Below are 23,986 nucleotides of genomic sequence, written 5' to 3'. Positions count from 1 at the left end.
GGGGCAAGGTTGCACATGGGTCAATTCTCGATGACAATTTCTGCAGTTGCCGGGTCAGTTCTCAGTGACAATCAACAACCACAAGTTCAATATCGCGCCAAACCTGCTGGATCGTGACTTTGGTGCAGATACACCAAACCAGAAATGGGCTGGTGACATCAGCTATGTTTGGACCCGCGAAGGCTGGTTGTATTTGGCCGTGATCCTGGACCTGCATTCACGCCGTATCATTGGCTGGGCGGTCAGCAATCGCATGAGGCGTGACCTTGCGATCAGGGCTTTGAAGATGGCAATCGCGTTCCGACAACCGCCCAAAGGCTGCATTCATCACACGGATCGCGGATCGCAGTATTGTTCACACGATTATCAGAAGATCCTGCGCCAGAATGGCTTCAAGGTATCGATGAGCGGAAAAGGTAACTGCTATGATAACGCGGCGGTCGAGACGTTCTTCAAAACGATCAAGGCCGAGCTGATCTGGCGCAGGTCATGGGAAACACGACGCAAAGCCGAGATGGCGATCTTTGAATACATTAATGGATTCTATAACCCGCGACGACGCCACTCAGCACTCGGCTGGAAAAGCCCCGTCGCCTACGAACGAAAAGTAGCTTAAACGAGCACTTGGGGCGGCACCAAAGCGTGACAGGTCCAATCCCTAAGCCTCCATGGTTATGCCTGAGTGTCCGGTCGAAAAGGGGGCCAGTTCAGAGCCGCTTCGCTTTCAATAATGATCTTCCTCACCCTCTTCGAAGTGACCAAGGACTATTTCGCGCGCGGGCTGTCGGCACTGGTTTCCTTTGTCCGACATTGCCCTGGAGGTCATCGGTAGGCTGCAAGGGACATTCGCACAGGCACTTCGGAGCAAAGCCAAGGCCCTCCGCCCGTTCTCCCAAAAACCCAGCGACTGAGACAGGCGGTCACACCCCACTTTTCCGAAACCACTCCCACGTTTCGCGCAGACCTTCGCGGAACTCGGTGGCAGGGATCCAGCCCAACACTTCATGGGCGCGGGTGATGTCGAGCACTGAATAGGGCACGTCAATATTGCGGCCCGGCTTGAAATTCGGCGCGATCTGCTGACCGGATACGTCTGACAGCGCTTCGATGAGCTCCAGCAGCGAATGTCCCTGTCCCGACCCGGCATTGAGTGCGCCGCAGAAATCGCTCTTTCCCGCTGTGACGCAAAGCGCGGCAAGATCGGACACATGCAGGTAGTCCCGCACCACCTTCCCATCGCCCCAGATCTCAATCGGCTGGCCGTCGCGGACATTGCGCATGAAGGTGGCGACCACGCCCTGAACCCCGGCATGCCCCTGACGCGGTCCATATGGATTGGCCGCACGGATCGCCACCGGCTGCAACCCTTGGGCGGCCCGGTACATTTCCAGATAGCGCTCGATGGCAACCTTGACGATGCCATAGGAATTGATCGGGCTGAGCGGGTAGTCCTCAGGGATCGGATGGCCCGGAGCGGGACCGTAGGCTGTGCCGCCCGAGGACAGGTAGACCAGCCGCTTGATGCCAAGCGATGTCATTGTCTCGATCAAAGACAGCGTGCCGATCAAATTACCCGTGACATCGACCTTGGGATCAAGATTGGCCGTGCCGGGAAAGGTCGTGCTCACGAGGTGAAAGACCACGTCTTTTCCGTTCAGCGCTTCGGCCAGTGTCATTTTGTCCGAGAAATCACCGAGCATGTAGTCAACCCCCGGCACGGGATCGCGGTAGCGCTCCATCGCCCGGTCGAAAACGGTCACATCGTGGCCGTCTTTTTGCAACGCATCGACCACATGGGAACCGATGAACCCGCTGCCTCCCAGAACCACTGCGCGCATATTCGTTCCTTCCTCTTTGCCCGTTTCCGCACCGCCCTTGCGGTGCGCGCCTCTCTAGCGCGTGAGCCCGGTTACGTAGGTGACCGCCGCACGGTAGCCTTGCAAAACCGGAGCAACGCCGAACAGCCGCTCCAGCGCGTGCAGCATTGTGCCGTCATCGGCAATTGGCTCTGCTGGGTAGTCCGCATACCGCAGGCCCAGTTCGACGAATGGCCGCAGTGCCTCGGCGCGCATCCAAAACATCGTGCCAACCGGAAAGTCGATAATCTCCGGCAACCCGTCCAACCCCAACTTTCTTGCAAGTCGCTGGCTCTGATCGCGGTTGCGCGACCAGGAGATCAGGCTCGGGTCGCTTGGGAAGACAATGCCGACGTCCGGTGCCTCGGCCATTGCGTTCAGAATGCGGTCGATCATCGGGCCGCCTGTTTCCCCGCCCAAGATATTTTCATAGAGTAAGTTGACCCAGGTTTCGACAACGTCAGTCTTGCCGAGAAATAGGCTCTTTTTCGTATGAACATGGCCGATCACGTCGTAATCATGAACAAGTTGCGGGCCGAAGCAGGTAAGGAGGGGGGCAACGTCACGTCCGACGTTGGGCACCATGCGCACCTCTGTCCGGGCGCTGTAGCCGTCCAGCAGGCTGCGCGCCTCGGCGGCGCTCTCTCTGCTGGTCGTGCTAACGAAAAGATCAGGGCGCAGTTGATTGGCCTCTAGATGAGCGCGAAGGCGGGGCAACAGGTCAATGTAATAGGCGTGGATCTGCAAAGCCACGCGCAGCCCGGATGCGTCGTCCGTCGGGCTCGCCGGCACGGTATCTCTTATGACTTGCAACGCCCAAGGACCTTCTGGGCGGCCTTGCCGTAGGAAGTCGGCATAGGGATCGCTGGTTTCAGGCTGGCCTTCGGCGCGCTGGTGCATCCGGAAGATATGCGGATTGAAACCGGGTTCGGGGCGCCGGGGGGTCGCGGCGCGCGACAGCCGCTCGAGGTAGTCTTTAGCGGTAGATTCCCGGCCTTTCAGCGCATCGCCGGGGAAGCGCACATATACTTCCTCGAAGCACTGTTCGGCAGCAATGGTTGCAGCATCGGCCTTGCGGGCCTCGCGGCGGGCACCGGCGTTCAGAGCCAGCGATTCTAGTTCCGCAACGTAAGCTTCCATGTCGAACATCGAAGGGGCCCTGTCGCGAAGAGTGGTCGAGACTCTGTCATAAAGCGCCGCGTCGTCAGCCAGCGCCAGCAGCTTGTAGGTCATGTCGGCGGTGTTGATGTATTCGGCCACGCAAGCTTCGGCGACGCCGATGTCTTTCAGGGTTCCTGCGATACCCGTGGCGCTCTCGAAGCACAGCACCGGCAGCCCGGCTATCATCGCATCAATCGCCACGTTGGGCAGCGGGTCCAGCCGACTCGGCAGGACAAGCATGTCGGCCAGTTCATACGCGTAGTCGATGTCTCTTGTCGCCGACACGAAAAGGACGTCGCCACTGACGCCAGCGCGTTTCAACTGGTCTTGCAAAGAAAGAAAATAGGGCGGGTCTAACTTGTCGTCAAAACCGTCCCCAATCCACGCAAAGCGCAGCTTGCGCCCATCGGCCCGTTCCCGTGATTCGGCCATCGCGTGGCGCGCAACCTCGATGAAGAGATCGGTGCCCTTGCGGCGCTGTACGTGGCCAGCGCCAATCACGACGAAGGTGTCCTCCTCGCCCGGAGGACGCAGCTTCGCCGTAAGGCGTTCGCGCTCCGGCCCACAGCTGTCAGTGCCGGTCGGTGTCCCGCCGTCTGACGGCACGAGGCATTTTCCCTGTGGCAGGATTCGGATATTTGGCGACGCTTCGATGGCGCTGGCGACGTGGGCATCTTCCAGCGTCAGCGGGCTAGAAAAGACTACGCTGTCGGAATATTTCATAAAGTCGTGGAAGGGGCCCTGTGGACTGGGAAAGAATGAAACGAACTCATGGATCAGCCAGACCGTGGGGATATCCATCCGGGACAGGATTGGCAAAATCGGCGCGGAGACCACTGAATTGACTATGGTGAAGTCGGGGCGGGTTTCTGACACGTAGCGCTTGAGGAAACGCCTAATGTTGCTGTTGGGCCCTGAATAGCCCCCCCCAGCAACAACCACGCCCACCGACACATCCAGCATTGCATCCAGAAGATCACCGCCGCGAAGGCAAAGTACTGTGACATTGTAGCGCTCCGACAGCACCCGGGCGACGTTCTGCACAAGGATGGGTGCGCCGGTTTGACTGGCCTCATGTGACACAAGAAGGACATTGCCGCGCGCCGGGTCTTGCATACGGCGCCCCGGGATCACTTTGGCAGTGGTGCCGCCGCTGGTGGGTACCCGGTCTAAAGCGACCTGCGGTGTCTGTTCGGGGGCTCCCGGCGCGCCGATCAGGCTGCGGCTGGGATCGCGTTTCTGGGCGCTACGGGCAAATCTGTTCCGCCTCCGCTCACTGAGCGGCAAGCCGCTGGAGGCCAGCCAGCGCAAGACCAGAAAGGCTGCGCGCTCTTTCCAGACCTGTCCGGGATGCCACCGGGCCTGCGCAAGCGTCGCGCGCAAATCGCGGCTTTCGGCTTGCAAATCGCGGCTTTCGGCTTGCAGATCGAGAGTCTGAGCTTGGTATTGCGAGACGATTTCAGACAGGTCGTTAATTCGCGCCGACAAGGCGCGCTGCTTCGCGTGCTCCGCTTCGAGAGCCTCGGATAGGCTTTTGGCACCCGCATCGAGGGGACGCAGCTGGCTTTCCGAGACAAGATCCCCACTGTCGAGCATAGTCAGCAGCTGTGACAGCGCATCAGGACCGCTAGCGACTTTCGCGGCAAGCTCGTTCAGCGTGTGATCGGCCGCCAGTGCCTCGCCTTGCGCGGCAAACAGCGCGGTCACCGCGTCGCGCCCGGCATCGTCATGCACCAGACGGCGGAACGCTCCCATCTCTGGCGAGAGATCCTCGCCGCGGAACAGCACACCTAGCCCGTGCTGGTAGGGAAAGTTGAACGCCGGATGCGCCTGCGCCAGTTCTTCCCAATAGCGCCAGACACCAAAGCCCCGCTCACGCACCTCTGTGTCGTGAAAAAGAACCACCGCACGATCTGAAAGCTTCGGAATCCAGCTCTCATAGTCTTCTTTGACGTCGTCGTAGAAATGCCGCCCATCCACATGCAACACGTCCACAGAGCCATCTTCAACATCGGCCAGCGCCTCGGCAAAGGTTCTGCGCAGCAGAGTGCTGAACCCTTCATAGGGCTGGTTTTGGGCGCGGACGGCCTCGAATACATCTTCGCCATAGCGGCCGGAATGTTCGTCTCCTTGCCAGGTATCGACCGCGATACAGCGGGTGGGCAGACCGGCGGATGTCACAGCCTGGCAGAAGGCGAAATAGGAATAGCCGTAGTGCGAACCAAGTTCGACGATCGTGCGTGGCCGGGCGGCCTGAACGAGCCACATCGCAAACGGACCGTGCCGGAGCCATGCGGTCATCGGAATGTAGGATGGGCGGGAGATCTTATGTCCCAGAAAGGTTGTTTGAGTCATCGGTCTTTCATATTTTTTCTTTCGCGCGGCTTTGGGCGCATGTGTACGAATACGGGCGGTAACACCGTGGCACCAGAGCGTCCAGTATGCGTTGAATTCCGTGTCCAAGTCGACTTTGAACCCTCGGAAAACGACTGAAACGATGCATTGCTGAGAGCACCTGTGGCTTTAGTCGCGTTGCCAGCATTGAAAATTGAGCCTTCCAATTGCGTTTATGGTTGCGCTGCTTTTTGACCGGACCCCTAAATATACCGACATTTTCTAAGTAGCACGCCGTCTAAAGTGAAGATCGCCTGAATCTGCCCGCTGGACAAACGTTTTTCGCCCCGACCCGCGTCTGCGGTCGCGCAGGCTGCTAGAACTGGGCGGCTCGGATCACGAAATCGCCGTGTTGTGTCCCGGCGGCGGTGTTTTTCAGCGCGGCGGACGGACTTGTCCTGCCGCTTTCGTTTTCCCTCGGACAGTTTAAGCGTTATGTGTCAAATCCCGGCAGGTAGTATGGCCGTTTCTTGAACAGCTCCGGGTTAATTTTGCGCCAGTCCTTCATCGCCTGCAAGGGCGTCTTGCTGTCCAAGGCTGATTGCGGGAGCTGTTGATTATAGAGCCAGACGTAGCGGTGCAGCGTCGTCTCCAATTCTTCGCCTGATCGGAAGTGGTGACTTTGAAACACTTCTTCGATGCGGCCGTTGAAGCGCTCGACCCAGCCGTTGGTTTGAGGCGACTTCGGTGGCGTGAGGCGATCCTCGATGCCGAGAGCCGCGCACAGCGTTTCGAACTCGTGCGCTAGTCGCGGCACGCTTGCGCAAGCCGAAGAGGCGATCCGTGAACTCCTTGCCATAGCACGTCGGGAAGAAGGGTTGCTGATAGGTTATTGCCACGCGCGCAGCCTTTAAATTGTGCAGCGGGTGGCCATAACCGGGTCTCAGGTCTCAACAGTGGTTTTGCATAACCACACCGCTGAGGAGACCGGCTATGACCGCTACCTATGCTACCCTTTCGACCGTGTTGGTCGCCATCGACATTTCCAAGCATCGACATGAGGTGCTGATCAGCATTCCCGGCAAGAAGCGCCGGGCGTTGGCCGCCGTCTTTGACTTGAAGACGCGGATGAATACCCAGCGTGTTGCGCGGTCGATTGCCACGAAGAGGTAGCGGCGGGAACTCTCATCGGCCATTTGCGGCAGGTATTTCACATCGATGTGGATGTAGCCGGTCTCGTAGGCTTTGAAGGTGCTGTGCTTTGGCTTTGGTGCTTTCGCCTTCAGGTCGCGCAGGTTTTCCACGCCGTGACGACGCAGGCAGCGATCCAGCCGGGAGTGTCATGAACTTTGTGTATCCGGCCCGGTCCATGCGGTTTCAGATACTCAAGCGTCGAAGCGCTCGCCGAACATTACGGCGAACTGGTTACGGGCTGCAAACCATTCCCTGACATTTCTGCCATCCTTCTCGAAGTTGCGGATAGCGAGATAGATGAGCTTGGTCGCGGCCTCATCCGTCGGGAAGCTGCCCCGCGTCTTGATCGATTTGCGGATCACGCGGTTCAGGCTTTCTATGGCATTCGTCGTGTAGATGATCTTGCGGATTGCCGGATCGAAGCCAAAAAACGGGATCACCTCCTGCCACGCCCGGCGCCAGGCTGGAGCTATGGACGCGTATTTTGCGGCCCATTTCTCTTCGAAGGCATCGAGTTCGGCCTCAGCCATATCGGCGGTTGGAGCGCTGTAGATTCGGCGCAGGTCGGCGGCCACGATCTTCCGGTCCTTCCAGGAGCAGAAGTTCAGAGAATGGCGCACCAGATGCACGATGCAGGTTTGGACCATGGCGTCGGGGAAGGCTGCCGTGATGGCCTCAGGAAAGCCTTTCAGACCGTCCACGACGGCGACCAGGATGTCCTGTGTGCCCCTGTTCTTCAGCTCGTTCATCACTGAGAGCCAGAATTTGGCGCCTTCGTTCTCGGCGATCCACAGGCCCAGAACTTCGCGCTGGCCGTCTCGATTAACGCCGAGCGCCACATACACCGCCTTGTTCTTAACCGTCCGGCTGTCGGCGTCGCGGATTTTTACCCGCAGGGCATCGAAGATCACGATCGGATACATCCGCTCCAGCGCCCGGCTCTGCCATTCCCGGACCTCGTCGAGCACCGCGTCGGTGACGCGGCTGATGAGATCGGGGGAGACCTTCAAGCCGTAGAGATCGAGCAGGTGGGCCTGGATGTCGCGGACCGTCAGCCCGGCGGCATAGAGACCAATGATCTTGTCATCCATCCCGTCGATCCGGGTCTGGCCCTTCTTCACCAGCTCGGGCTCGAAGCTGCTGTCGCGGTCGCGAGGCACCGCCACCGGCATCTCGCCGTCCTGTCCCTTCAGCACCTTGCGCGAGGCGCCATTCCGACGGTTGGCTTGACCCTGGGGCACCTCCTTACCTTCCTCATAGCCAAGATGCGCCGTCAGCTCGGCACCCAGCATCCGCTCCATGAGCTTGATCTTGAGCTCCTTCAGCAGCCCGGCATCGCCGAGCAGGTCCTCAGGGCGATCCACGCCTTTCAGAAGTTCGTCCAGCAGTTCCTTGGAGATTGTCATACATGCTTCCTTTTGGTGAAGCATGAACCGGATCAGTCATACACAGAAGATCTGACACTCTCATCCAGCCCCGCGCGAGACATTCGGGTTCAAGAATTCACGCACCACCGCCAACAGGTCATCAAGTGACACCAGCAGCGTCGTGCGTAAGGCCACCGCCACCGCCTCCTGGGCGGTCGTCAAAGTTGTCTGCAGCCGGTGCTGCGTATGACTGCGATCCTCGACGCTGTCGCGGTGCCGCCACTTGTACACGGTCTGCTCCGTGACCCCGAACCGCTCGGCCAGCACCGGCGCAGTCTCCGTATTCGCCTGTATCGCGGCCCGGACCTTCGGCGTTGTCGTGGCTTGCTTGTAAAGTGGATCAACATGACCGCGCCTCGTCCCGAACTTCCCTCAGAGCCGATCTTGCCATGAAAAGGGCAGATCGCCGAGGGCTTATGTGATCATCCGGGATGGAACAGTTATGCGCATGACGGAGGCGCTCGCAACCGGCGGATGACGGCAAGGATAGAGCGGACCCTCTGGCCGGTGACGGCCATCTCGGTGAGTTGAAACTGGTTCTTGCAGAACAAACATCATTCCACCCTTAACCCGGATTCCCCAAGTAGAAGCCTGACTTTGTTCCGCTCCAAGTCCATTAAGTATAAATTTTCAGTACGTTAATTGGTTCTGGCGGACGCCAAAATGGTTCACCCTAAGTGTGCTACAACCGGCTGGAACGCCCCTCGCGGAAAGGTGGCGCGCCGGTCACGGTCGCGTATTGCTGGGCGCATGGCCGTAGGAAGTTGAAGATGGTCTTCGACCGCGACGGCTCGGAGATCGCCGCCGAGGGACTACGCCGGATTACAGAGTTCTACCGCATCGAGGGTGAGATCCGCGGCATGGGCCCCGTCCAGCGGCTGTCGGCCCGGCAGGCCCGCACCGCGCCGCTTGTTGCCGGGATCGGAGAATGGTTGCAAAGCCAGCGCTGCCGGATCTCCTCAAAATCGCGCCTTGGAGAGAAGCTGGCCTACGTCCACCGGCAGTGGGACGGGCTGCAGACCTTCCTCCACGATGGCCGCGTCGAAATCGACTCCAATGCCATTGAGAACCTGATCCGCTCGACCGCCCTAACCAGTGAGAACGACCTCTTCGCCGGCCATGATGAAGGTGGCCGGGCCTGGGGCCGCATCGCTTCGCTCATCGCCACAGCAAAGATCAATGGTGTCGAGCCCGTCGCCTACCTCAAGGCCACCCTCGAAGCCATTGCTGCAGGTCACCCTGCCAGCCGGCTCGATGAACTCCCCCCTGGAACTTCCAGCCGTAAAGCTGAGACCGAGTGCCGCTCAGACACCGCTTACCAAGAAAACGAACTTCCAAAAGATTCGATAGCCGGTTTGATACGTCAAGCTTTGATCAAGAACCGGGATTACACAATTTGATGGAGACATCATCAAAGTGCTGGTCCGGGAGCATCTCGACAAGCGTTTCGAGCCACAGGTGCAGGGGGTGCGTAACTCACTTTTCATATCTGAGACACATATGCAAACGACCGGATTTTAGAGAACGCGCAGGTAGGCGCCGTAATCGTTCTTGCCGAAGAGATCCGCCCGGCAGTTCAACTCCGCGCGGTCGATCCAGCCGCGGGCGAAGGCGATCTCGTCGAGCGAGCCGGTCTGAAGGCCCTGCCGCATCGACAGGGTCCGCACGAAATTGCCCGCGTCCAGCAGGCTCGCATGGGTGCCGGTATCGAGCCACGCATAGCCGCGCCCCATGCGCTGCACGTTCAACAGCCCGTCATGCAGATACATCTCCAGAAGGGTGGTGATCTCAAGCTCGCCGCGCGCCGAGGGCTTGACGGCGCGGGCCCGCTCGGGGGCGGTCTCGTCGAGGAAATAGAGGCCGGTGACCGCGTAGGACGAGGCAGGTTTCGAGGGCTTTTCCACGATCGACTCGGCCTGTCCCTCGGCATTGAAGCCGACAACGCCATAGCGTTCGGGATCCGAGACATGATAGCCGAAAACTGTGCCGCCCTCGGCGCGCGCATCGGCCTCGGCCAGAAGCTCGGTCAGGCCGTGGCCGAAAAAGATGTTGTCGCCCAGAACCATCGCCGAGGGGGCGCCGGCCAGGAAATCCTCGGCCAGCAGGTAGGCCTGCGCCAGACCGTCCGGCGAGGGCTGCGCGATATAGGTGAACGAGAGGCCCCATTGGCCGCCATCGCCCAGAAGGCGGCGGAACTGGTCCTGGTCCTGCGGGGTGGTGATCAGCGCGATCTCGCGGATGCCCGCCAGCATCAGCACCGAGATCGGATAATAGACCATCGGCTTGTCGTAGATCGGCAGCAATTGCTTGGAGATGCCCATCGTCACCGGATAGAGCCGCGTGCCCGATCCGCCTGCCAGAATGATGCCCTTGCGTGCCGTCATGTCCCTGCCTTCCTTCTTTTTTGGCCCCTGATCGCCGGGACCTTCCGTGGTCCTCTGCCTTCGGTATCCGGCCCCTACGTCAGATCCGGGACGAGCGCATCGAGCGCCTGTTGCCAGTCGGGGCAGGATATTCCGAACGCCGCCCTCGTTGCATCGCAATTCAGCCGCGAGTTCAGGGGCCGTGTCGCCGGGGTCGGGTAATCTGACGTGGGAATGTCCGTGACAGTCACGTCGCGGCCGGCGCGCACAAAGATCGCGCGCGCGAAATCCGCCCAGCTTGTCGGCGGGCGGCCCGAGAAATGATAGGTGCCCGTCTTTGCCGGATCGCTCTGCAGGTCGGCGGCGATCCTGAGGCATGCGGCGGCGATGGCCTCTGCCGGGGTCGGCCCGCCGATCTGGTCGGACACGATGGTCAGCGCATCGCGGCTTTCGGACAGGCGCAGCATGGTCTTGACGAAATTGGCGCCGTGGGCCGAGAACACCCAGGAGGTGCGCAGGATCACATGCGCGCCCTTCGCGGCGCGCACCGCCTCTTCGCCCGCCAGCTTGCTGCGGCCATAGGCGCCAAGCGGCGCGGCGGGATCGTCCGGCGTCCAGGGGCGGGTGCCGCTGCCGTCAAAGACATAGTCGGTCGACAGGTGCACCAGCGGGATCCCGAGCGCGGCGCAGGCCCGCGCCATCGCGCCCGGCGCCTCGCCGTTGATGACCGTCGCCAGCGCCTCTTCTTCCTCGGCCCGGTCGACGGCGGTATAGGCGGCGGCGTTGATCACGGCCGATGGCGCGTGCTGGCGGATGGCCTCGGCGCAGGCGGCGGGATCGGCCAGGTCGGCCTTAGCCCGATCGAGGAAGATGCCGGACGGAGCCTGCCCGCGCAATTCGCTGGCCACCTGGCCCGTCGCACCGAATACGAGCAAACTCATTTGCCGACCCCCAGCCGCTGACCGACGCCGGCGCGGTTCTGCAGCGCGCGCCACCAATCGGAATTGCCCAGATACCAATCAACGGTGCGGGCCAGCCCTTCCTCGACGCTCACCGATGGACGCCAGCCCAGCTCGGTGCGGATGCGCGTGGGGTCGATCGCATAGCGCTGGTCATGGCCGGGTCGGTCGGCGACGAAGGTGATCAGGTCGGCATGCGGCGCATTTTCGGGCCTCTTGGCGTCGAGGATGGCGCAGATCATCCGCACCAGTTCGAGATTGCTGACCTCGTTCTCGCCGCCGATATTGTAGCTGCGCCCGACCTCGCCCTTGGTCAGAACCGTCAGCAGCGCATCGGCGTGATCCTCGACATAGAGCCAGTCACGCACATTCGCGCCATCGCCGTAGACCGGGATCGGCCTGCCCGCCAGCGCGTTGAGGATCACCACGGGGACCAGCTTTTCCGGGAAATGGTAGGGCCCGTAATTGTTCGAGCAGTTGCTCAGCACGACCGGCAGGCCATAGGTCTCGTGCCAGGCCCGCACCAGGTGATCGCTCGCCGCTTTCGAGGCCGAATAGGGGCTGCGCGGGTCATAGGGCGTGGTCTCGGTGAACTGCCCCTCGGCCCCGAGCGAGCCGAAGACCTCGTCAGTCGAGATGTGGTGGAACCGGAAATCCTCGGGCTTGCCCCGCGAGTTCCAATAGGCGCGGATCGCCTCGAGCAGCCGGTAGGTGCCGGTGATGTTCGTGTCAATGAAGGCCTCGGGGCCGTCGATAGACCGATCGACATGCGACTCGGCGGCAAGATGCATGATCGCGTCGGGCGCGTGTTCGGACAGGATCCGGTCCAGCGCGGCGCGGTCGCAGATATTGGCCTCCTCGAAGGCATAAAGCGGGCTTTCCGCCACGCTGGCGACATTCTTGAGGCAGGCGGCATAGGTCAGCGCATCCAGATTGACCACGCCATGGCCACGCCCCACGGCCTGCCGCACCACCGCCGAGCCGATGAAACCCGCCCCGCCCGTCACCAGGATCTTCATGACGGCTCTCCGTAAACGAAAGGTGTCTCGAAATCGGCAAACGACGGGGCATCGGCATCCTTGTCGCTCAGCACGGCCTCACCCACCTCGACGCCCCAGTCGATCCCGATGGCGGGATCGTTCCAGCGCACCGCGCCATCGCATTCGGGCGCGTAGAAATCGGTGCATTTATAGATGATCTCGGTCTCCGGCTCGCGGGTCGCGAAGCCATGCAGGAAGCCCGCGGGGATGAAAAGTTGCCGCCCATTCTCGAAACTGAGCTCTACCCCGGTCCATTGCCCATAGGTCGGGCTGCCGCGCCGGATGTCGACGGCAACATCGAAGAGCCGCCCGCTCCCGCAGCGCACCAGCTTGGCTTGCGCATGCGGCGGCGACTGAAAATGCAACCCGCGCACCGTGCCCGCCTCCATCGACAGCGAATGGTTATCCTGCACAAAATCGGCCGCGATCCCATGGGCTGCTAGAACCTTGCTGTTCCAGCTTTCGCTAAAAAACCCCCGGTGATCGCCAAAACGCTTGGGCGTCAGGATCTTTACGCCCGGAAGGCCGGATTCTTCGATCAACAATTCATCTACCTATGGCTCTTAGTCAAAACCGCTGCGTCACCATGCATAATTCCGCTGGATAGGTGTGAGAAGCTCGAAAGTCCAGTGGCGGGAGTCAAATTTAGTGGGGCGTGCCAAATGCTGAGCTAGGGTCAGGACTTCGGTAACGGGGACTTCTCAGTCAAGGCTTTTTTTGACGTGCGTATCCGGCCGCCGGTCTGCGGTTTTTGGTGAGGTTTCTTTCTGAGCCGTCTTTTTTCACTGCGGCCTTCATCTGAGTTCACCCGGGTGCAGGCTTCGGTCCGTGGTCAGCGCGGGGCTGCCAACATGATGCTGGTTCAATGCAATTCCGATGCGCCCATCTCATTGGCGTGCTCGATGTGAACCGGCAACAGTCCAGACCACGGCATCATCGGAACCACGTCCCTGGGGGACCTCAAAGGCCTGCAGTCAGGTAAGGGACGGCAGGAAACGCGGTCGTTTAGGCGGCATGGGGCACGGCAATGTCTGACCGGAAGTCGGCATCATCGACCCACATTCGGTGCAGGATGACGCTCATACGCCTTGCCAGTGCAACCATGGCGCGCTTACCACCGCGGCGTCGTGCGACCTGCGCGGCCCATGTTCTCAGCCATGTTGACCGTCCGCGATGCATCATGACAGTCGCAGCCTGACATAATGCGCGGCGCAGATTGACGTCGCCAGCCTTCGTGATTCCGCCCGATACGTCGCGTTCGCCCGACTGGTTGCGCGATGGCGTCATTCCGACCCACGCTCCAACTTTCTTGGAGGATGTGAATCGGGAGGGATCATCGACAGCTGATCGGTAGGTTAGCGCGACCACTGCGCCTACCCCAGGCATAGACATAAGTCGCCGGCAGACTGGATCATCCTGAGCCATCTGGCGAACAAGGCGCTCCGATCCTGCCAGCTCCTGCCGCAAGGTTGCCCGCGCTCGAAGCATCGGTGCTGTCGCAGTCTCCAGCATTGGATTGCCGTCTGCGAGTTCGCGAATGCGCTGTTCATAGCGGCCCGGAGAGATGGCACCAACCTTGAGCCCGAAGTTCCGCAAGAGCCCACGCATCGACATTTCCAAAGCAATCATGCCCTGCTGGATGGCCTTTCGGGCTCCGAGCACGGCACGGACTTCCTGCGCTGAGACAGATTTACAATGAACCGGCCTGAACCAACCGAGATGAAGAAGCCTTGCAATGCCCTCGGCATCCCTGCGATCCGTCTTGATCGGCATGGCTAGGCCGATGGCCGCCACAGTGCCTTCCTGCTCTCGCACCCAACGCAGCAATGCTTCAGGTTCACTGGCGGCCTACGTCTCTTTCACGATCTTGCCATGTTCGCTGATGACGCAAATCGCAGTCTTTGCGAGTGACACATCCAACCCTACAAACAGTCTCATCCCGTCGTCCTCCATATGGCTCCAATACGGGATGGTCGATAACTTGCACCTGATCTTGCAAGCGGTAACAGGCAGCGCGCGACGCAGGCCCCGTTACAGCATCTCATAGCCAATAGATGACGGTTGCTGCGAGCGCGATTGCGGAGAGGAAGACCTTCGGGCACCTGTCGTACCGGGTCGCAACGCGACGCCAATCCTTGAGCCTTCCGAACATGATCTCGATCCGGTTGCGAAGTTTGTACCGGCGCTTGTCGTATTTCACGGTTGCCTTGCACTGCTTCCGACCTGGGATGCAGGCCCGTATCCCCTTGTCTTTCAATGCGTCTCTGAACCAGTCCGCGTCGTAGCCTCGATCCCCGAGCAGCCATTCCACGTCTGGCAGACTGTCCAGCAGAGCCCGCGCACCGATGTAATCGCTGACCTGTCCGGCGGTGACGAACAGGTTCAGAGGCCGCCCCCGGCTGTCGCAGATGGCGTGCAGCTTGGTGTTCATGCCGCCTTTGGTGCGACCGATCAGGCGGCCGCCCCCCCTTTTTCGCGGCCAGGCTGGTCGCGGTCCGGTGTGCCTTCAGGTAGGTCGCGTCGATCATGACCGTCTTTTCCTCGCCGTGCTCGGCGGATAGACCCGCCATGATCTGCGCGAATACGCCCTTGTCGCTCCATCGCTTCCAGCGATTGTAAAGCGTCTTGTGCGGACCGTATTCCGCAGGCGCGTCGCGCCAGCGCAATCCATTGCGATTGATGAAGATAATTCCGCTCAGCACACGCCGATCATCGATGCGCGGCTTGCCGTGGGACTTCGGGAAATAGGGCTCAAGACGCGCCACCTGCGCCTCGGTCAGCCAGAAAAGATCAGACATGTTCACCGCTCCGTTTTGGACGGTGAGTCAGGCTGCTACACTAAAATCAATGGGTCCTGACCCTAGAGCTTTCAATCGACGGCAAGCGACGTCGCCCTGTCTGGATGATAAGTAACCAGAACATTCCCCATAAGACGTAACGTTACGATGCCTGTATCGTCACTCTCATTCAAAACCATGCTATCTGACCGAACATTTCCAAGTGGACCAAATCCGCTTACTGGACTCAAGCTCTTAGCAAATACTTTATCGTAGCGAACTTCCATTTGGGCAGTGGTCAATATATAACCGTCACCAGTCGTGACATTGACGTCCCCTTTGAATAGAGCTGAACTATTGCCCCACCAAATCTGTCCATATTTCGCGTCAAGGTAAGTTACTGAACCTTGTGTTGTCCGGACCAATGATTCCACATCTTTGAGAAAAAAAGGGCTTTGGCTTTCATTTGAAGCAGTAGCCATGATTGCGTTAATCTCAATCTTGTGCCCGGAATCGCTCAGGCCGGAGAATATCGGCCTCGTTATTTGAGAGGATTTCTCTTCCCTATTCTTAGCAAATTGCGCCTGAAACCCTACACCTTCCGGGACACCCTCGTTCGAAGTAAAGAATATAGAGGCAAACATATAAATAGCCACAGTGATTAGAAGTGTTTTAACTACGAAAATCAATTTGGAGCGTAATTCTAGATGGGATAGAAGTAGCTTCACTGACGCACTCCTGACCATACATGTACATCTGAAAACATGATAAAACGCAATTATTTGGAAATTGGAAAACGCCACCTATTGAATGGCTAGCACTATCTAGGCAGAGCTGAACTCCCCTCAATAACAGAGTGTTAGTTATTTGGAGAGTCCAGCATGCTAGACCGTATCATCAGGTCAGTGATAAAGCGGTCCGCTAAGATCTGCATCAACCGCTCTTCAGCATCCCGTCTTTGGGTTTCACCGAAATCGGCGGTTGCTGAATAGCCCGCAAGGCCGTCGACTACGAAAGAAAATTTCTTCGTCGATGTGCTTGTGTCTACCAAGTCAGCAACCACCTTTCCAATGATTTGAACACGCGTAGCGCCAATTACGTCCAGCCCTTGATAGTCCAACCCAATGCTGTAATTAACTCGGTATTGCGGGTTGCCCGGACGCGGAAATCTTTGTTCGACGGCCTTTAGGAAAACCTGTTCAACCCGGTTAGTAGGATCTTCGAGCTCAACGCTCGCCAACACTTCTTGAGCGGTAGAATTGCTTCCGTAGACAGGTGTAAAACCGCATGAGGACGTTGGCAGATACAGAAATCCCGACAGCACTGACACCTTCAAAACCTGCGCCAAGGAGTGCCCCACAACTGAAGAATATTTTACTAGTGTGCCCATTTCGAGGCCTCCATCTAAGTATAAAGGGGAGCGATAGCATCGAAGCAGGCTCTTAAAAGACTGCAGTGTTCACTCAACTGTCCTATCCACGAACACTGACTTGAACGAACATAGCTTTGATCTACAACTCGCGGCCCGCAGACTATCGTCGCCAGCCGCTGACTAGTTAGCGTTGATGTGGCTCATTAGCTTTAGCTGAACGACACGGCGGTTGGCAATAGTTGTGCCATTGGCCCCTGCCCTGCGATCTTTCAAAGTTGCTAGGCTCTGGATCCATTGATTTCAGTCTCTCTGCGTGATTCACGGCTTCGAGAACGAAGCGGTGTAATGTCTGATCTTTACTGGTTGAGCGATGCGCAGGTGGCTCGTCAGGAGCCCTATTTCCCCCAGGTGCAAAACGCCGAGGCCGGAAAATGGTCATGGTCGCGTTGGAACGCTGGATTTCAGTTATTCTGCATCGCATGTGGGTCGACGGAACGACATTTCGAATGGAGGCTGCGCTGAAGACCTGATCCGCACTCGTTGCCTGCTTGATCGCAGGCCCTCGAGGCCCCGCAGGGACGTGGTTCCGATGATGTCGTGCTCTGGACCGTCGCTGGCATCCGTCAAGCACGCTAATGAGATGGGCACATCGGAATTGCACCGAACCAACATCATGTTGGCGGCCGCGCGCTGACCACGGACCGAAGCATGTGCCCAAAGGACCTCATTGCAGAGCGGCGTGACGATCAGGCGCTGACGCCAGAAAGGGCCGCTCTCCTGCTTCGGCGGGATCAGTCTTTTTGCGCAAAATGCCTTGACTGGGGTCGACCCGTTACCGAAGTCATGAGCCTAAGGACGCAGCTGACAAGCTGGTCAAGAACATCCGCCGCAAGACCCCTCAGACCTATTCGGCTGAGGAGAAGATCCGCATCGTCTTGGCGGGTCTGCGAGGCGAAGAGAGCATTTCCGTGCTCTGTCGCCGTGAAGGCATCGCCGAAAGCCTGTATTACAGCTGGTCTAAGGAATTCCTTGAGGCTGGCAAGCGGCGATTGTCCGGCGACACGGCCCGGCAGGCAACGTCGCCAGAAGTCAAAGAACTGCGCTCGGAGTCACTTGCCCTGAAGGAATACGTGGCAGACCTGACCCTTGAGAACTGTCTGCTCAAAAAAAGCATGACAGGGGCTGGGGAGGCCGAGGAATGAGGTATCCCGCATCCGAGAAGCTGGAAATCATCCGAACGGTTGAAGGCTCACATCTACCGGCCAAGCAGACCCTCGACATGCTGGGCATCCCGCGCGCGACCTTCTACCGTTGGTATGATCGTTATGTCGACGGCGGCCTTGATGCCCTGGCGGACCATGCACCCCGTCCAGGATCTGTCTAGAACCGTATTCCACAGGATCGGCGCGATGATTTGATCGAGTTCGCGCTGGAATTTGAGGCCCTGACGACACGGGAGCTGGCGGTGAAATACACCGACGAGAAGCGGTATTTTATATCTGAATCATCAGCATATAGCATTCTGAAGGAAGCCGACCTGATCACGGCGCCTGCGCATGTGGTGATCAAGGCGGCTGACGAGTTCAAAGACAAAACCACGGCAATCAACCAGATGTGGCAGACCGATTTTACCTACTTCAAGATCATCGGGTGGGGCTGGTATTACCTCAGCACGATCCTGGACGATTACAGCCGCTACATCATTGCGTGGAAGCTCTGCAGCACCATGCGTGCTGCCGATGTGACCGACACTATCGAGTTGGCTCTGGCGGAATCGGGTTGCCACCAGGCGGTCGTGCGCCACAAGCCGCGGCTGCTCAGCGACAACGGCTCATGCTATATCTCTGGCGATCTGGCCGATTGGCTGGAGGATCACAAAATGACGCACGTCCGCGGGGCGCCATTCCACCCACAGACACAAGGCAAGATCGAACGCTGGCACCAAACTATGGTAATCCCCCCGATGTTAAGGGGATGCGGAAGTAGAATTTTCTCGGCAGGATGAACGAGGAGATTCCGATGAAGAAGACACGATTCACCGAGGCCCAGATCATGGGTGTGCTGCGCCAGATGGAAGGGGGAGCGCCCGCTGCCGAGCTGTGCCGCGAGCACGGGATGAGCAGTGCGACGCTGTACAAATGGCGTGCGAAGTACGGCGGTATGGACGCCAGCCTCATCAGCGAGATGAAGGCCATAGCTGAGGAGAACCGGCGCCTTAAGCGCATGTATGCGGACGTCAGCATGCAAAACGACCTGCTCAAAGAGGCGCTCGGAAAAAAGTGACACGGCCAGCGAACCGCCGCGCGCTGGCCGAGAAAGCGGTGGCAACAAGGGGCGTCAGCATCGCGCTGGCGTGTCGGGCCTTCGAGGTCAGCGAGACCTGCTATCGGTACAGCCCGAAGCTGAACGATGAGAACGAGCAGATCGCCGACCTGCTGCTTGGGCTGACGAAGGCAAAGAAGACCTGGGGCTTTGGCCTATGCTTCCTGTACATGAGGAATGTCCAGGGGCATGGCTGGAACCACAAACGCGTATACCGTATCTACCGCGAGCTGGAGCTGAACCTCAGGATCAAACCGCGCAAGCGGTTGAAACGGGAGAAGCCTGACACGCTGGCGGTTCCGGAAGCTGCGAATGAGGTCTGGTCCATGGACTTCATGGCGGATCGCCTTGAAGATGGGCGCCAGTTCCGGCTGCTGAACGTCTTGGACGATTTCAACCGTGAAGGTTTGGGCATTGAAATCGACTTCTCGTTGCCCGCCGAACACGTTGTCCGGGCCCTGAACCAGATCATCAAATGGCGCAGTGCGCCTCGAACCATTCGCGTCGACAACGTCCTATGTCGGGAAAAATCTGGCTGCTTGGATCAGCAGGTCATGGGGCATCCGGCGAACCGGATGCCCTGATAGATTTGCCCAGACGGGATCTGCCGTCAAGAAATGATCTCTTCCATAGCAAACACAGGATACGCGCGATGGCGGCCCTCACCGTCCTCAATACGAGATCCCAAATCCCAAGCAGAAGGCCCGAACATTATCTACGAGGTCAGCGAACTGCCTCCAGGGCTCATCAGAGAGAGGTCCTTCCGCCTGGGCTCACCCCCTCGAAGAAGGGGCGATAGGGTGCGCCGTTTTTGACGACGGCGTGTACGGTGCGCGCCATCTTGGCAGCGATCGCTGTATAGGCCTTGCGACGCAGATGCGCGTTATGTCGATCCTTCGAGATGTAGCGCTCGAACTTGTCCCGGAAGCTGTTAGTCCGCTTTAGCACGGCGGTTTGGCCGGCCATCCAGAGTGTGCGCCGAAGCCGGGCATTGCCATACTTCGAGATGCGGCTCTGGCCGCGGAACATGCCGGACTGGACGGTGGCGAGATCCATCCCACAGAACTTCAGGAACTGTCGGTGATGGCGGAAGCGACGTAGGTCGCCGGCCTCGCCAGGATGGTCATGGCGTTGATCGGGCCGATGCCGGGAATGGTGGTCAGTAGCTGATAATCGGGGAGGTCCGAGAGCAGCTCGACGGCCCGCGCCTCAATCACATCGCGCTGTCGGATCAGGCTGCGGCCCTCGGCCAGCACCAGGCGGAACATGCGGATGGCATCGGAGTCGGAATGTACCGGCAGCCCTACCGAACCGACCGCAGTAGCGTAAAAGTCTGAAAGCAGACGCTCTTTGGAGACCTTGCGGCCGACCACCTGCCATGCATCCGCGATGAAGGCCTCCCGGCTCATGACCGTGATCATGTGTGGCGATGGATACTTCTCGAGGAACGCCAGGAACCAGTCGGTCCGCGAGCTTTGGTGAAGCCGCTCGGCCTCGGGGAAGTAGAGGGGCAGATAATGCGTCAGGATGCGGTGCCACAACTCGGTCTTCGAGCGCGAGACGATCTCATGGGTCTTCGACAACTCCTGAATGTCGGCGGTCCCGGTCATCAGCGGATCATGGAAGAACTGCACCGCCCCGATCTCCAGCATGTGCAGGATGACCTGGGCGTCCTTGGGATCGTTCTTGTCCCAGCTGTTGTGCAGAGCCTCGCGCGTTCGGGCCAACCCCACGGAAGACACCAGCTTCAGTTCGAACCCGGCCTGGCCAAGATGATGTGCCAAGGCGCGGTGATAATTGCCGGTCGCCTCAAACCCGATCCGCACCGGCAGGTCGTAGCTGGTGAGAGCGGTGGCCAAGCGCTGGAAATCTTCCAGTGTGTTCGTAATCGTCAGTCGACGGCGGCGCTTCTTGCCGGGAATGCTGATCAGCACCTCATGTCGATGCTTGGAAATGTCGATGGCGACCAACACGGTTGAAAGGGTAGCATAGGTAGCGGTCATAGCCGCTCTCCTCAGCGGTGTGGTTATGCAAAACCACTGTTGAGACCTGAGACCCGGTTATGGCCACCCGCTGCACAATTTAAAGGCTGCGCGCGTGGCCATAACCTATCAGCAACCCTTCTTCCCGACGTGCTACGGCCCGGAATATATCAGCGGCACCCTCATGGAATGGGCCGAAAACAAGGGCATCGCCTTGGCCCACATACAGCCGGGGAAACCGCAGCAGAACGCTTATGTCGAGCGCTACAATCGGACGATCCGGCACGAATGGCTGGACCTCCACATTTTCGAAACCATCGACGAGGTGCAGCAGATTGCCCCCGAGTGGCTCTGGTCCTACAACAACGAGCGCCCCAACATGGGCAATGGCGGCATGACGCCCGCTCAGAAACTGAGAGTGGCCGCGTAAATTCTACGACCAAGCCCCCGTAAAAACGGGGGGATTACCCTATGAAGAACCGGGTTCTGCTGGAGAATTATTACCTGCCCGGCGATCTCGAGCAGCAGGTCGGAGCCTTCGTCGAATATTACAACAACCAACGATACCACGAGAGTCTGAACAACGTCACACCCGCCGACGTCTACTTCGGCCGCGATAAAGCCATTCTCAGGGAAAGGGAGAAGATCAAGAAACAGACAATCCGACAGCGCCGCTTGCAACACCAGAAACAAGCCGTATAATCAATCACACGAACGAGCCAGAGCCTCCAATGCTCAAGCCGCTCGGATGTCCCATATTATTTGACGACGGACACGCTGGAGTCGTTTGCGAAAAACGACCGCTCTCGCTTCATCCAGCCCGGCGAGACTGCAAAGGGTCTTGCCCAGATCAATACCCAGAACCTTGATGTCCATCAGATGCTCCTCTCTCCACTTATGTCTGCATTGATAGCAGCGGGCTGGTGAGAAGGCAGTTCACCCCATTAGCTCAATCTACAAGTCACCGGAGCACTGCGAAGGAAAAACGAATCAGTGGTAGCCATCCTTTTGGGCGTCATACATTGCGGCGTAGAGACCGCTCTGAGCTATGAGCTCTGCGTGACTGCCTTGCTCCACGACTGATCCGCTATCTAACACATAAATCTTATCTGCCGTGGCAACCGACGACAAACGATGCGCCACAATAATGGTCGTTTTCCCTTTTGCCAAACGCTCTAGCGAACCTTGGATCCGCTCTTCGGTTTTCTGGTCCAACGCGGAAGTTGCTTCGTCCAGTAGTAGAATAGGCGCAGAGCGTAGAAAAGCACGCGCAATCGCAATGCGTTGTTTTTGGCCGCCGGAGAGCTGACTTCCCTTGGGGCCAGTCGGCGCGTCTCCTCGGGCCCGAATTAGGTCTGCAATATCGGCGGCTTCGGCCGCCGCCCACACCTCATCATCAGTTGCATTTGGCGCCACATACTTTATGTTATCCCAAATTGAGGCATTGAAGATAACAATATCTTGCGCCACCACTGAAAAGGCGCCTCGCAAAGCTTTGACTTTAATGTCACGGATGTCTTTTTTTCCAATTGTTACTTGCCCGGAATCTACATCGTAGAGACGGCTGACCAAGCTGAGCAGTGATGTTTTTCCGGAACCTGTCGCACCAACGATGGCCGTCTTTTTGCCTCCTTCGATGTGTAAGTCGAAGTCATTGAAAAGTGGGTGCTCAGGGTTATACGAAAAGTCTACGTTCTGGAAATCAATGTCTCCAGCTTTATCAAATTCCAGAACCGCGTTATCCTTGTCCTTGATTCTAATGTCTTCGCGAAAGATACCGCGAACACTATCAAGCAGAATTAGGCTCGCCTGTAGTTGAGAAAAGAAGCTCGCCAGCAAGCGCATTGGGTCAAACATAATGACCAAACCAAGTAAGAACGCGATGATGCCAGCGGCATCCATGGCGTATCCTCCTTGGATCACCATGTATCCACCCCCACCGATTACTAGCACATAGACGAAGGCCGAGACCAGATCTATTGAAGGTGGGAAGAGCGCTTGAGCCGCATTCAGACGGATGGTCAGATCTCGAATGCCATCCGTCGCTTCGAACAGGCGCTCTCTTTCCCTGTCCTCCTGGCCTGAGATTTTGACGGTGCGCATTCCATTTGCCATTTCCTCAATGCCTGACATGTAGTTGCCAAAAGCATTTTCTGCGCTTTGTTGGATTCTCTTAATACTCGCGGAAACAGCTCGCATGAGGAGAATTAGCACAGGGATAACAATGATCGCCGCCGAAAACAAAATCGGTGATTTGTAAATCAAATATCCCGAGACGACCAAGACAGTAACGAAGTCTCGAGCCGCGCCTACAGTGCCATGGCCCACGAAATTACTAAGGGCGTCAACCTGATTGACCAGCCTCAAAATAATATCCCCGGACTTTGTATTTTCAAAATAGGCCAGATCCAGACGCAAGTAGTGTGTAATGAGATCTTGCCTCATGGAACGTACCGCATTACTGGCAAGCCAAACAGACACTCTGGGCACAACATACGAAAGAAGACCTCTGGTCAAAAAAAGTGCAAAGACAATGCCGCAAACTTGGACGAGCTTCCAAATTGAACCCTCGTCAAATATCACTCTTAAGCCATTTTCTGTAAGCGACAAGAATTGCTGGTAAACGAAGGCTTGAAGGCTGACCATTACTAGTACGACAATCAACCAAGGCGCCTTGTCTTTGAGATAAAGACGCCAAAACCACTTTATGTTGTCTCTGTCCTTCCGTGTGAACATCGGCTGTTTTTTTGATTCTTTGCGCATTTGCTTCTTCCAAAGGTCGACCGTTGGGTTTCAGAAAGCGGCCGCTAAAACTGTCTAACTACTCGAGACTTGCGTATGTGCGCGGTTGAAGTGATGCCAAGCACATGCGTCTGAAAAGCGATCTGATAACCAGTTTGGTGCTCGCACACCTCGGGACGGACTGCAAGACGCTTGGTAAGCTCCAGCTATGAGTATCGTACCAAGCAATACCCCACCCCAATCTTGGCTTAGGTCCGATGCGTCACCTGCTACTCTCTATGATTGAACCATGATTGAACCTTCAAAATGTTGATCGAATCGGGAGGCGACAGGGTCCGACTTGAGCCTAATGGCTCGCACCCTGCTACTTAGGGTCAGGCCTCATAGCCAATAGATCACGATCGCAGCGAGGGCGATTGCGGATAGAAAGACTTTTGGGCATCTGTCGTATCGGGTT

12 protein-coding genes and 12 pseudogenes are annotated in these 23,986 nt (G+C 58.1%); 7 read left to right on the top strand and 17 right to left on the bottom strand.

The genetic code is table 11. From position 1 onward, the window contains the following. Positions 1–67: 67 nt before the first annotated feature. Positions 68–616 (top strand): annotated as a pseudogene (locus ACEWPL_RS18110) (IS3 family transposase); the annotation flags it as partial. A gap of 304 nt (positions 617–920) precedes the next feature. Here the strand turns inward: ACEWPL_RS18110 and ACEWPL_RS18105 are convergent. From ACEWPL_RS18105 to ACEWPL_RS18080, 6 genes and pseudogenes are all read right to left on the bottom strand, one after another. Continuing rightward, positions 921–1,838: an NAD-dependent epimerase/dehydratase family protein gene (locus tag ACEWPL_RS18105; RefSeq protein WP_393932180.1), complete on the bottom strand. Its 918-nt coding sequence runs from the start codon at positions 1,836–1,838 to the stop codon at positions 921–923. A gap of 54 nt (positions 1,839–1,892) precedes the next feature. Continuing rightward, on the bottom strand, positions 1,893–5,480 hold the full coding sequence (locus tag ACEWPL_RS18100) for a rhamnan synthesis F family protein (RefSeq protein ID WP_393932182.1): 3,588 nt from the start codon (positions 5,478–5,480) through the stop codon (positions 1,893–1,895). Positions 5,481–5,844: 364 nt separating this feature from the next. Next, positions 5,845–6,208 (bottom strand): annotated as a pseudogene (locus tag ACEWPL_RS18095) (integrase core domain-containing protein); the annotation flags it as partial. Between the two features lie 225 nt (positions 6,209–6,433). Continuing rightward, positions 6,434–6,688: pseudogene (locus tag ACEWPL_RS18090) on the bottom strand (IS481 family transposase); the annotation flags it as partial. Positions 6,689–6,736: 48 nt separating this feature from the next. Continuing rightward, complete coding sequence (locus tag ACEWPL_RS18085) at positions 6,737–7,951, bottom strand: IS256 family transposase (protein ID WP_393932184.1); 1,215 nt, start codon at positions 7,949–7,951, stop codon at positions 6,737–6,739. A gap of 72 nt (positions 7,952–8,023) precedes the next feature. Next, positions 8,024–8,266: pseudogene (locus ACEWPL_RS18080) on the bottom strand (IS481 family transposase); the annotation flags it as partial. Between the two features lie 389 nt (positions 8,267–8,655). Here ACEWPL_RS18080 and ACEWPL_RS18075 point away from each other — a divergent pair. Next, positions 8,656–9,257, top strand: a pseudogene (locus ACEWPL_RS18075) (IS66 family transposase); the annotation flags it as partial. Between the two features lie 232 nt (positions 9,258–9,489). On the opposite strand, the gene rfbA reads toward ACEWPL_RS18075, so the two are convergent. From rfbA to ACEWPL_RS18035, 8 genes and pseudogenes are all read right to left on the bottom strand, one after another. Then, a complete protein-coding gene (gene rfbA / locus ACEWPL_RS18070; protein ID WP_393932188.1) occupies positions 9,490–10,356 on the bottom strand; it encodes a glucose-1-phosphate thymidylyltransferase RfbA in 867 nt (288 codons plus the stop codon). Positions 10,357–10,430: 74 nt separating this feature from the next. Next, positions 10,431–11,276: a dTDP-4-dehydrorhamnose reductase gene (gene rfbD / locus ACEWPL_RS18065; protein ID WP_393932190.1), complete on the bottom strand. Its 846-nt coding sequence runs from the start codon at positions 11,274–11,276 to the stop codon at positions 10,431–10,433. After that, complete coding sequence (gene rfbB, locus ACEWPL_RS18060; RefSeq protein WP_393932192.1) at positions 11,273–12,313, bottom strand: dTDP-glucose 4,6-dehydratase; 1,041 nt, start codon at positions 12,311–12,313, stop codon at positions 11,273–11,275. The genes rfbD and rfbB overlap by 4 nt, the downstream gene beginning before the upstream one ends. Next, positions 12,310–12,876, bottom strand: a complete 567-nt coding sequence (rfbC, locus tag ACEWPL_RS18055) for a dTDP-4-dehydrorhamnose 3,5-epimerase (RefSeq protein ID WP_393932194.1) — start codon at positions 12,874–12,876, stop codon at positions 12,310–12,312. Before rfbC ends, rfbB begins: the two co-directional genes overlap by 4 nt. 463 nt (positions 12,877–13,339) lie before the next feature. Then, positions 13,340–14,272: pseudogene (locus tag ACEWPL_RS18050) on the bottom strand (IS110 family RNA-guided transposase). A gap of 103 nt (positions 14,273–14,375) precedes the next feature. Then, positions 14,376–15,132 (bottom strand): IS5 family transposase gene (locus tag ACEWPL_RS18045; protein WP_393932196.1). Its coding sequence is split into 2 segments (ribosomal slippage): positions 14,376–14,796 and positions 14,795–15,132, totalling 759 coding nucleotides; the frame shifts between segments, so codons are not numbered across the junction. A 71-nt stretch (positions 15,133–15,203) separates the two neighbouring features. Next, a complete protein-coding gene (gene lptC / locus ACEWPL_RS18040; RefSeq protein ID WP_393932198.1) occupies positions 15,204–15,839 on the bottom strand; it encodes an LPS export ABC transporter periplasmic protein LptC in 636 nt (211 codons plus the stop codon). A 131-nt stretch (positions 15,840–15,970) separates the two neighbouring features. Continuing rightward, the gene (locus ACEWPL_RS18035; protein ID WP_393932200.1) at positions 15,971–16,501 is read right to left on the bottom strand and encodes a hypothetical protein; all 531 of its coding nucleotides are present in this window, start codon (positions 16,499–16,501) and stop codon (positions 15,971–15,973) included. A 392-nt stretch (positions 16,502–16,893) separates the two neighbouring features. Between ACEWPL_RS18035 and ACEWPL_RS18030 the strand changes: the two are divergent. The 3 pseudogenes from ACEWPL_RS18030 to ACEWPL_RS18020 all read left to right on the top strand — a co-directional run. Further along, positions 16,894–17,013 (top strand): annotated as a pseudogene (locus ACEWPL_RS18030) (IS110 family transposase); the annotation flags it as partial. A gap of 288 nt (positions 17,014–17,301) precedes the next feature. Continuing rightward, positions 17,302–18,434: pseudogene (locus tag ACEWPL_RS18025) on the top strand (IS3 family transposase); the annotation flags it as partial. A gap of 68 nt (positions 18,435–18,502) precedes the next feature. Beyond that, positions 18,503–19,317: pseudogene (locus ACEWPL_RS18020) on the top strand (IS3 family transposase); the annotation flags it as partial. Positions 19,318–19,552: 235 nt separating this feature from the next. Here the strand turns inward: ACEWPL_RS18020 and ACEWPL_RS18015 are convergent. Continuing rightward, positions 19,553–20,808: pseudogene (locus ACEWPL_RS18015) on the bottom strand (IS110 family RNA-guided transposase). 136 nt (positions 20,809–20,944) lie between these two features. Here ACEWPL_RS18015 and ACEWPL_RS18010 point away from each other — a divergent pair. Further along, positions 20,945–21,217: pseudogene (locus ACEWPL_RS18010) on the top strand (transposase); the annotation flags it as partial. A gap of 41 nt (positions 21,218–21,258) precedes the next feature. After that, a pseudogene (locus ACEWPL_RS18005) lies at positions 21,259–21,489 on the top strand (integrase core domain-containing protein); the annotation flags it as partial. Between the two features lie 33 nt (positions 21,490–21,522). Here ACEWPL_RS18005 and ACEWPL_RS18000 read toward each other — a convergent pair. Both ACEWPL_RS18000 and ACEWPL_RS17995 read right to left on the bottom strand, forming a co-directional pair. Beyond that, the gene (locus tag ACEWPL_RS18000; protein WP_393931233.1) at positions 21,523–21,663 is read right to left on the bottom strand and encodes a hypothetical protein; all 141 of its coding nucleotides are present in this window, start codon (positions 21,661–21,663) and stop codon (positions 21,523–21,525) included. A 114-nt stretch (positions 21,664–21,777) separates the two neighbouring features. Beyond that, a complete protein-coding gene (locus ACEWPL_RS17995) occupies positions 21,778–23,550 on the bottom strand; it encodes an ABC transporter ATP-binding protein (RefSeq protein WP_393931231.1) in 1,773 nt (590 codons plus the stop codon). Positions 23,551–23,986 lie beyond the last annotated feature (436 nt).

It is taken from the genome of Roseovarius roseus (assembly GCF_043355935.2).
GTDB lineage: Bacteria > Pseudomonadota > Alphaproteobacteria > Rhodobacterales > Rhodobacteraceae > Roseovarius > Roseovarius roseus.
The sequence above is the reverse complement of the archived record's forward strand: the minus strand, read 5'-3'. Positions and strand labels throughout refer to the sequence as shown.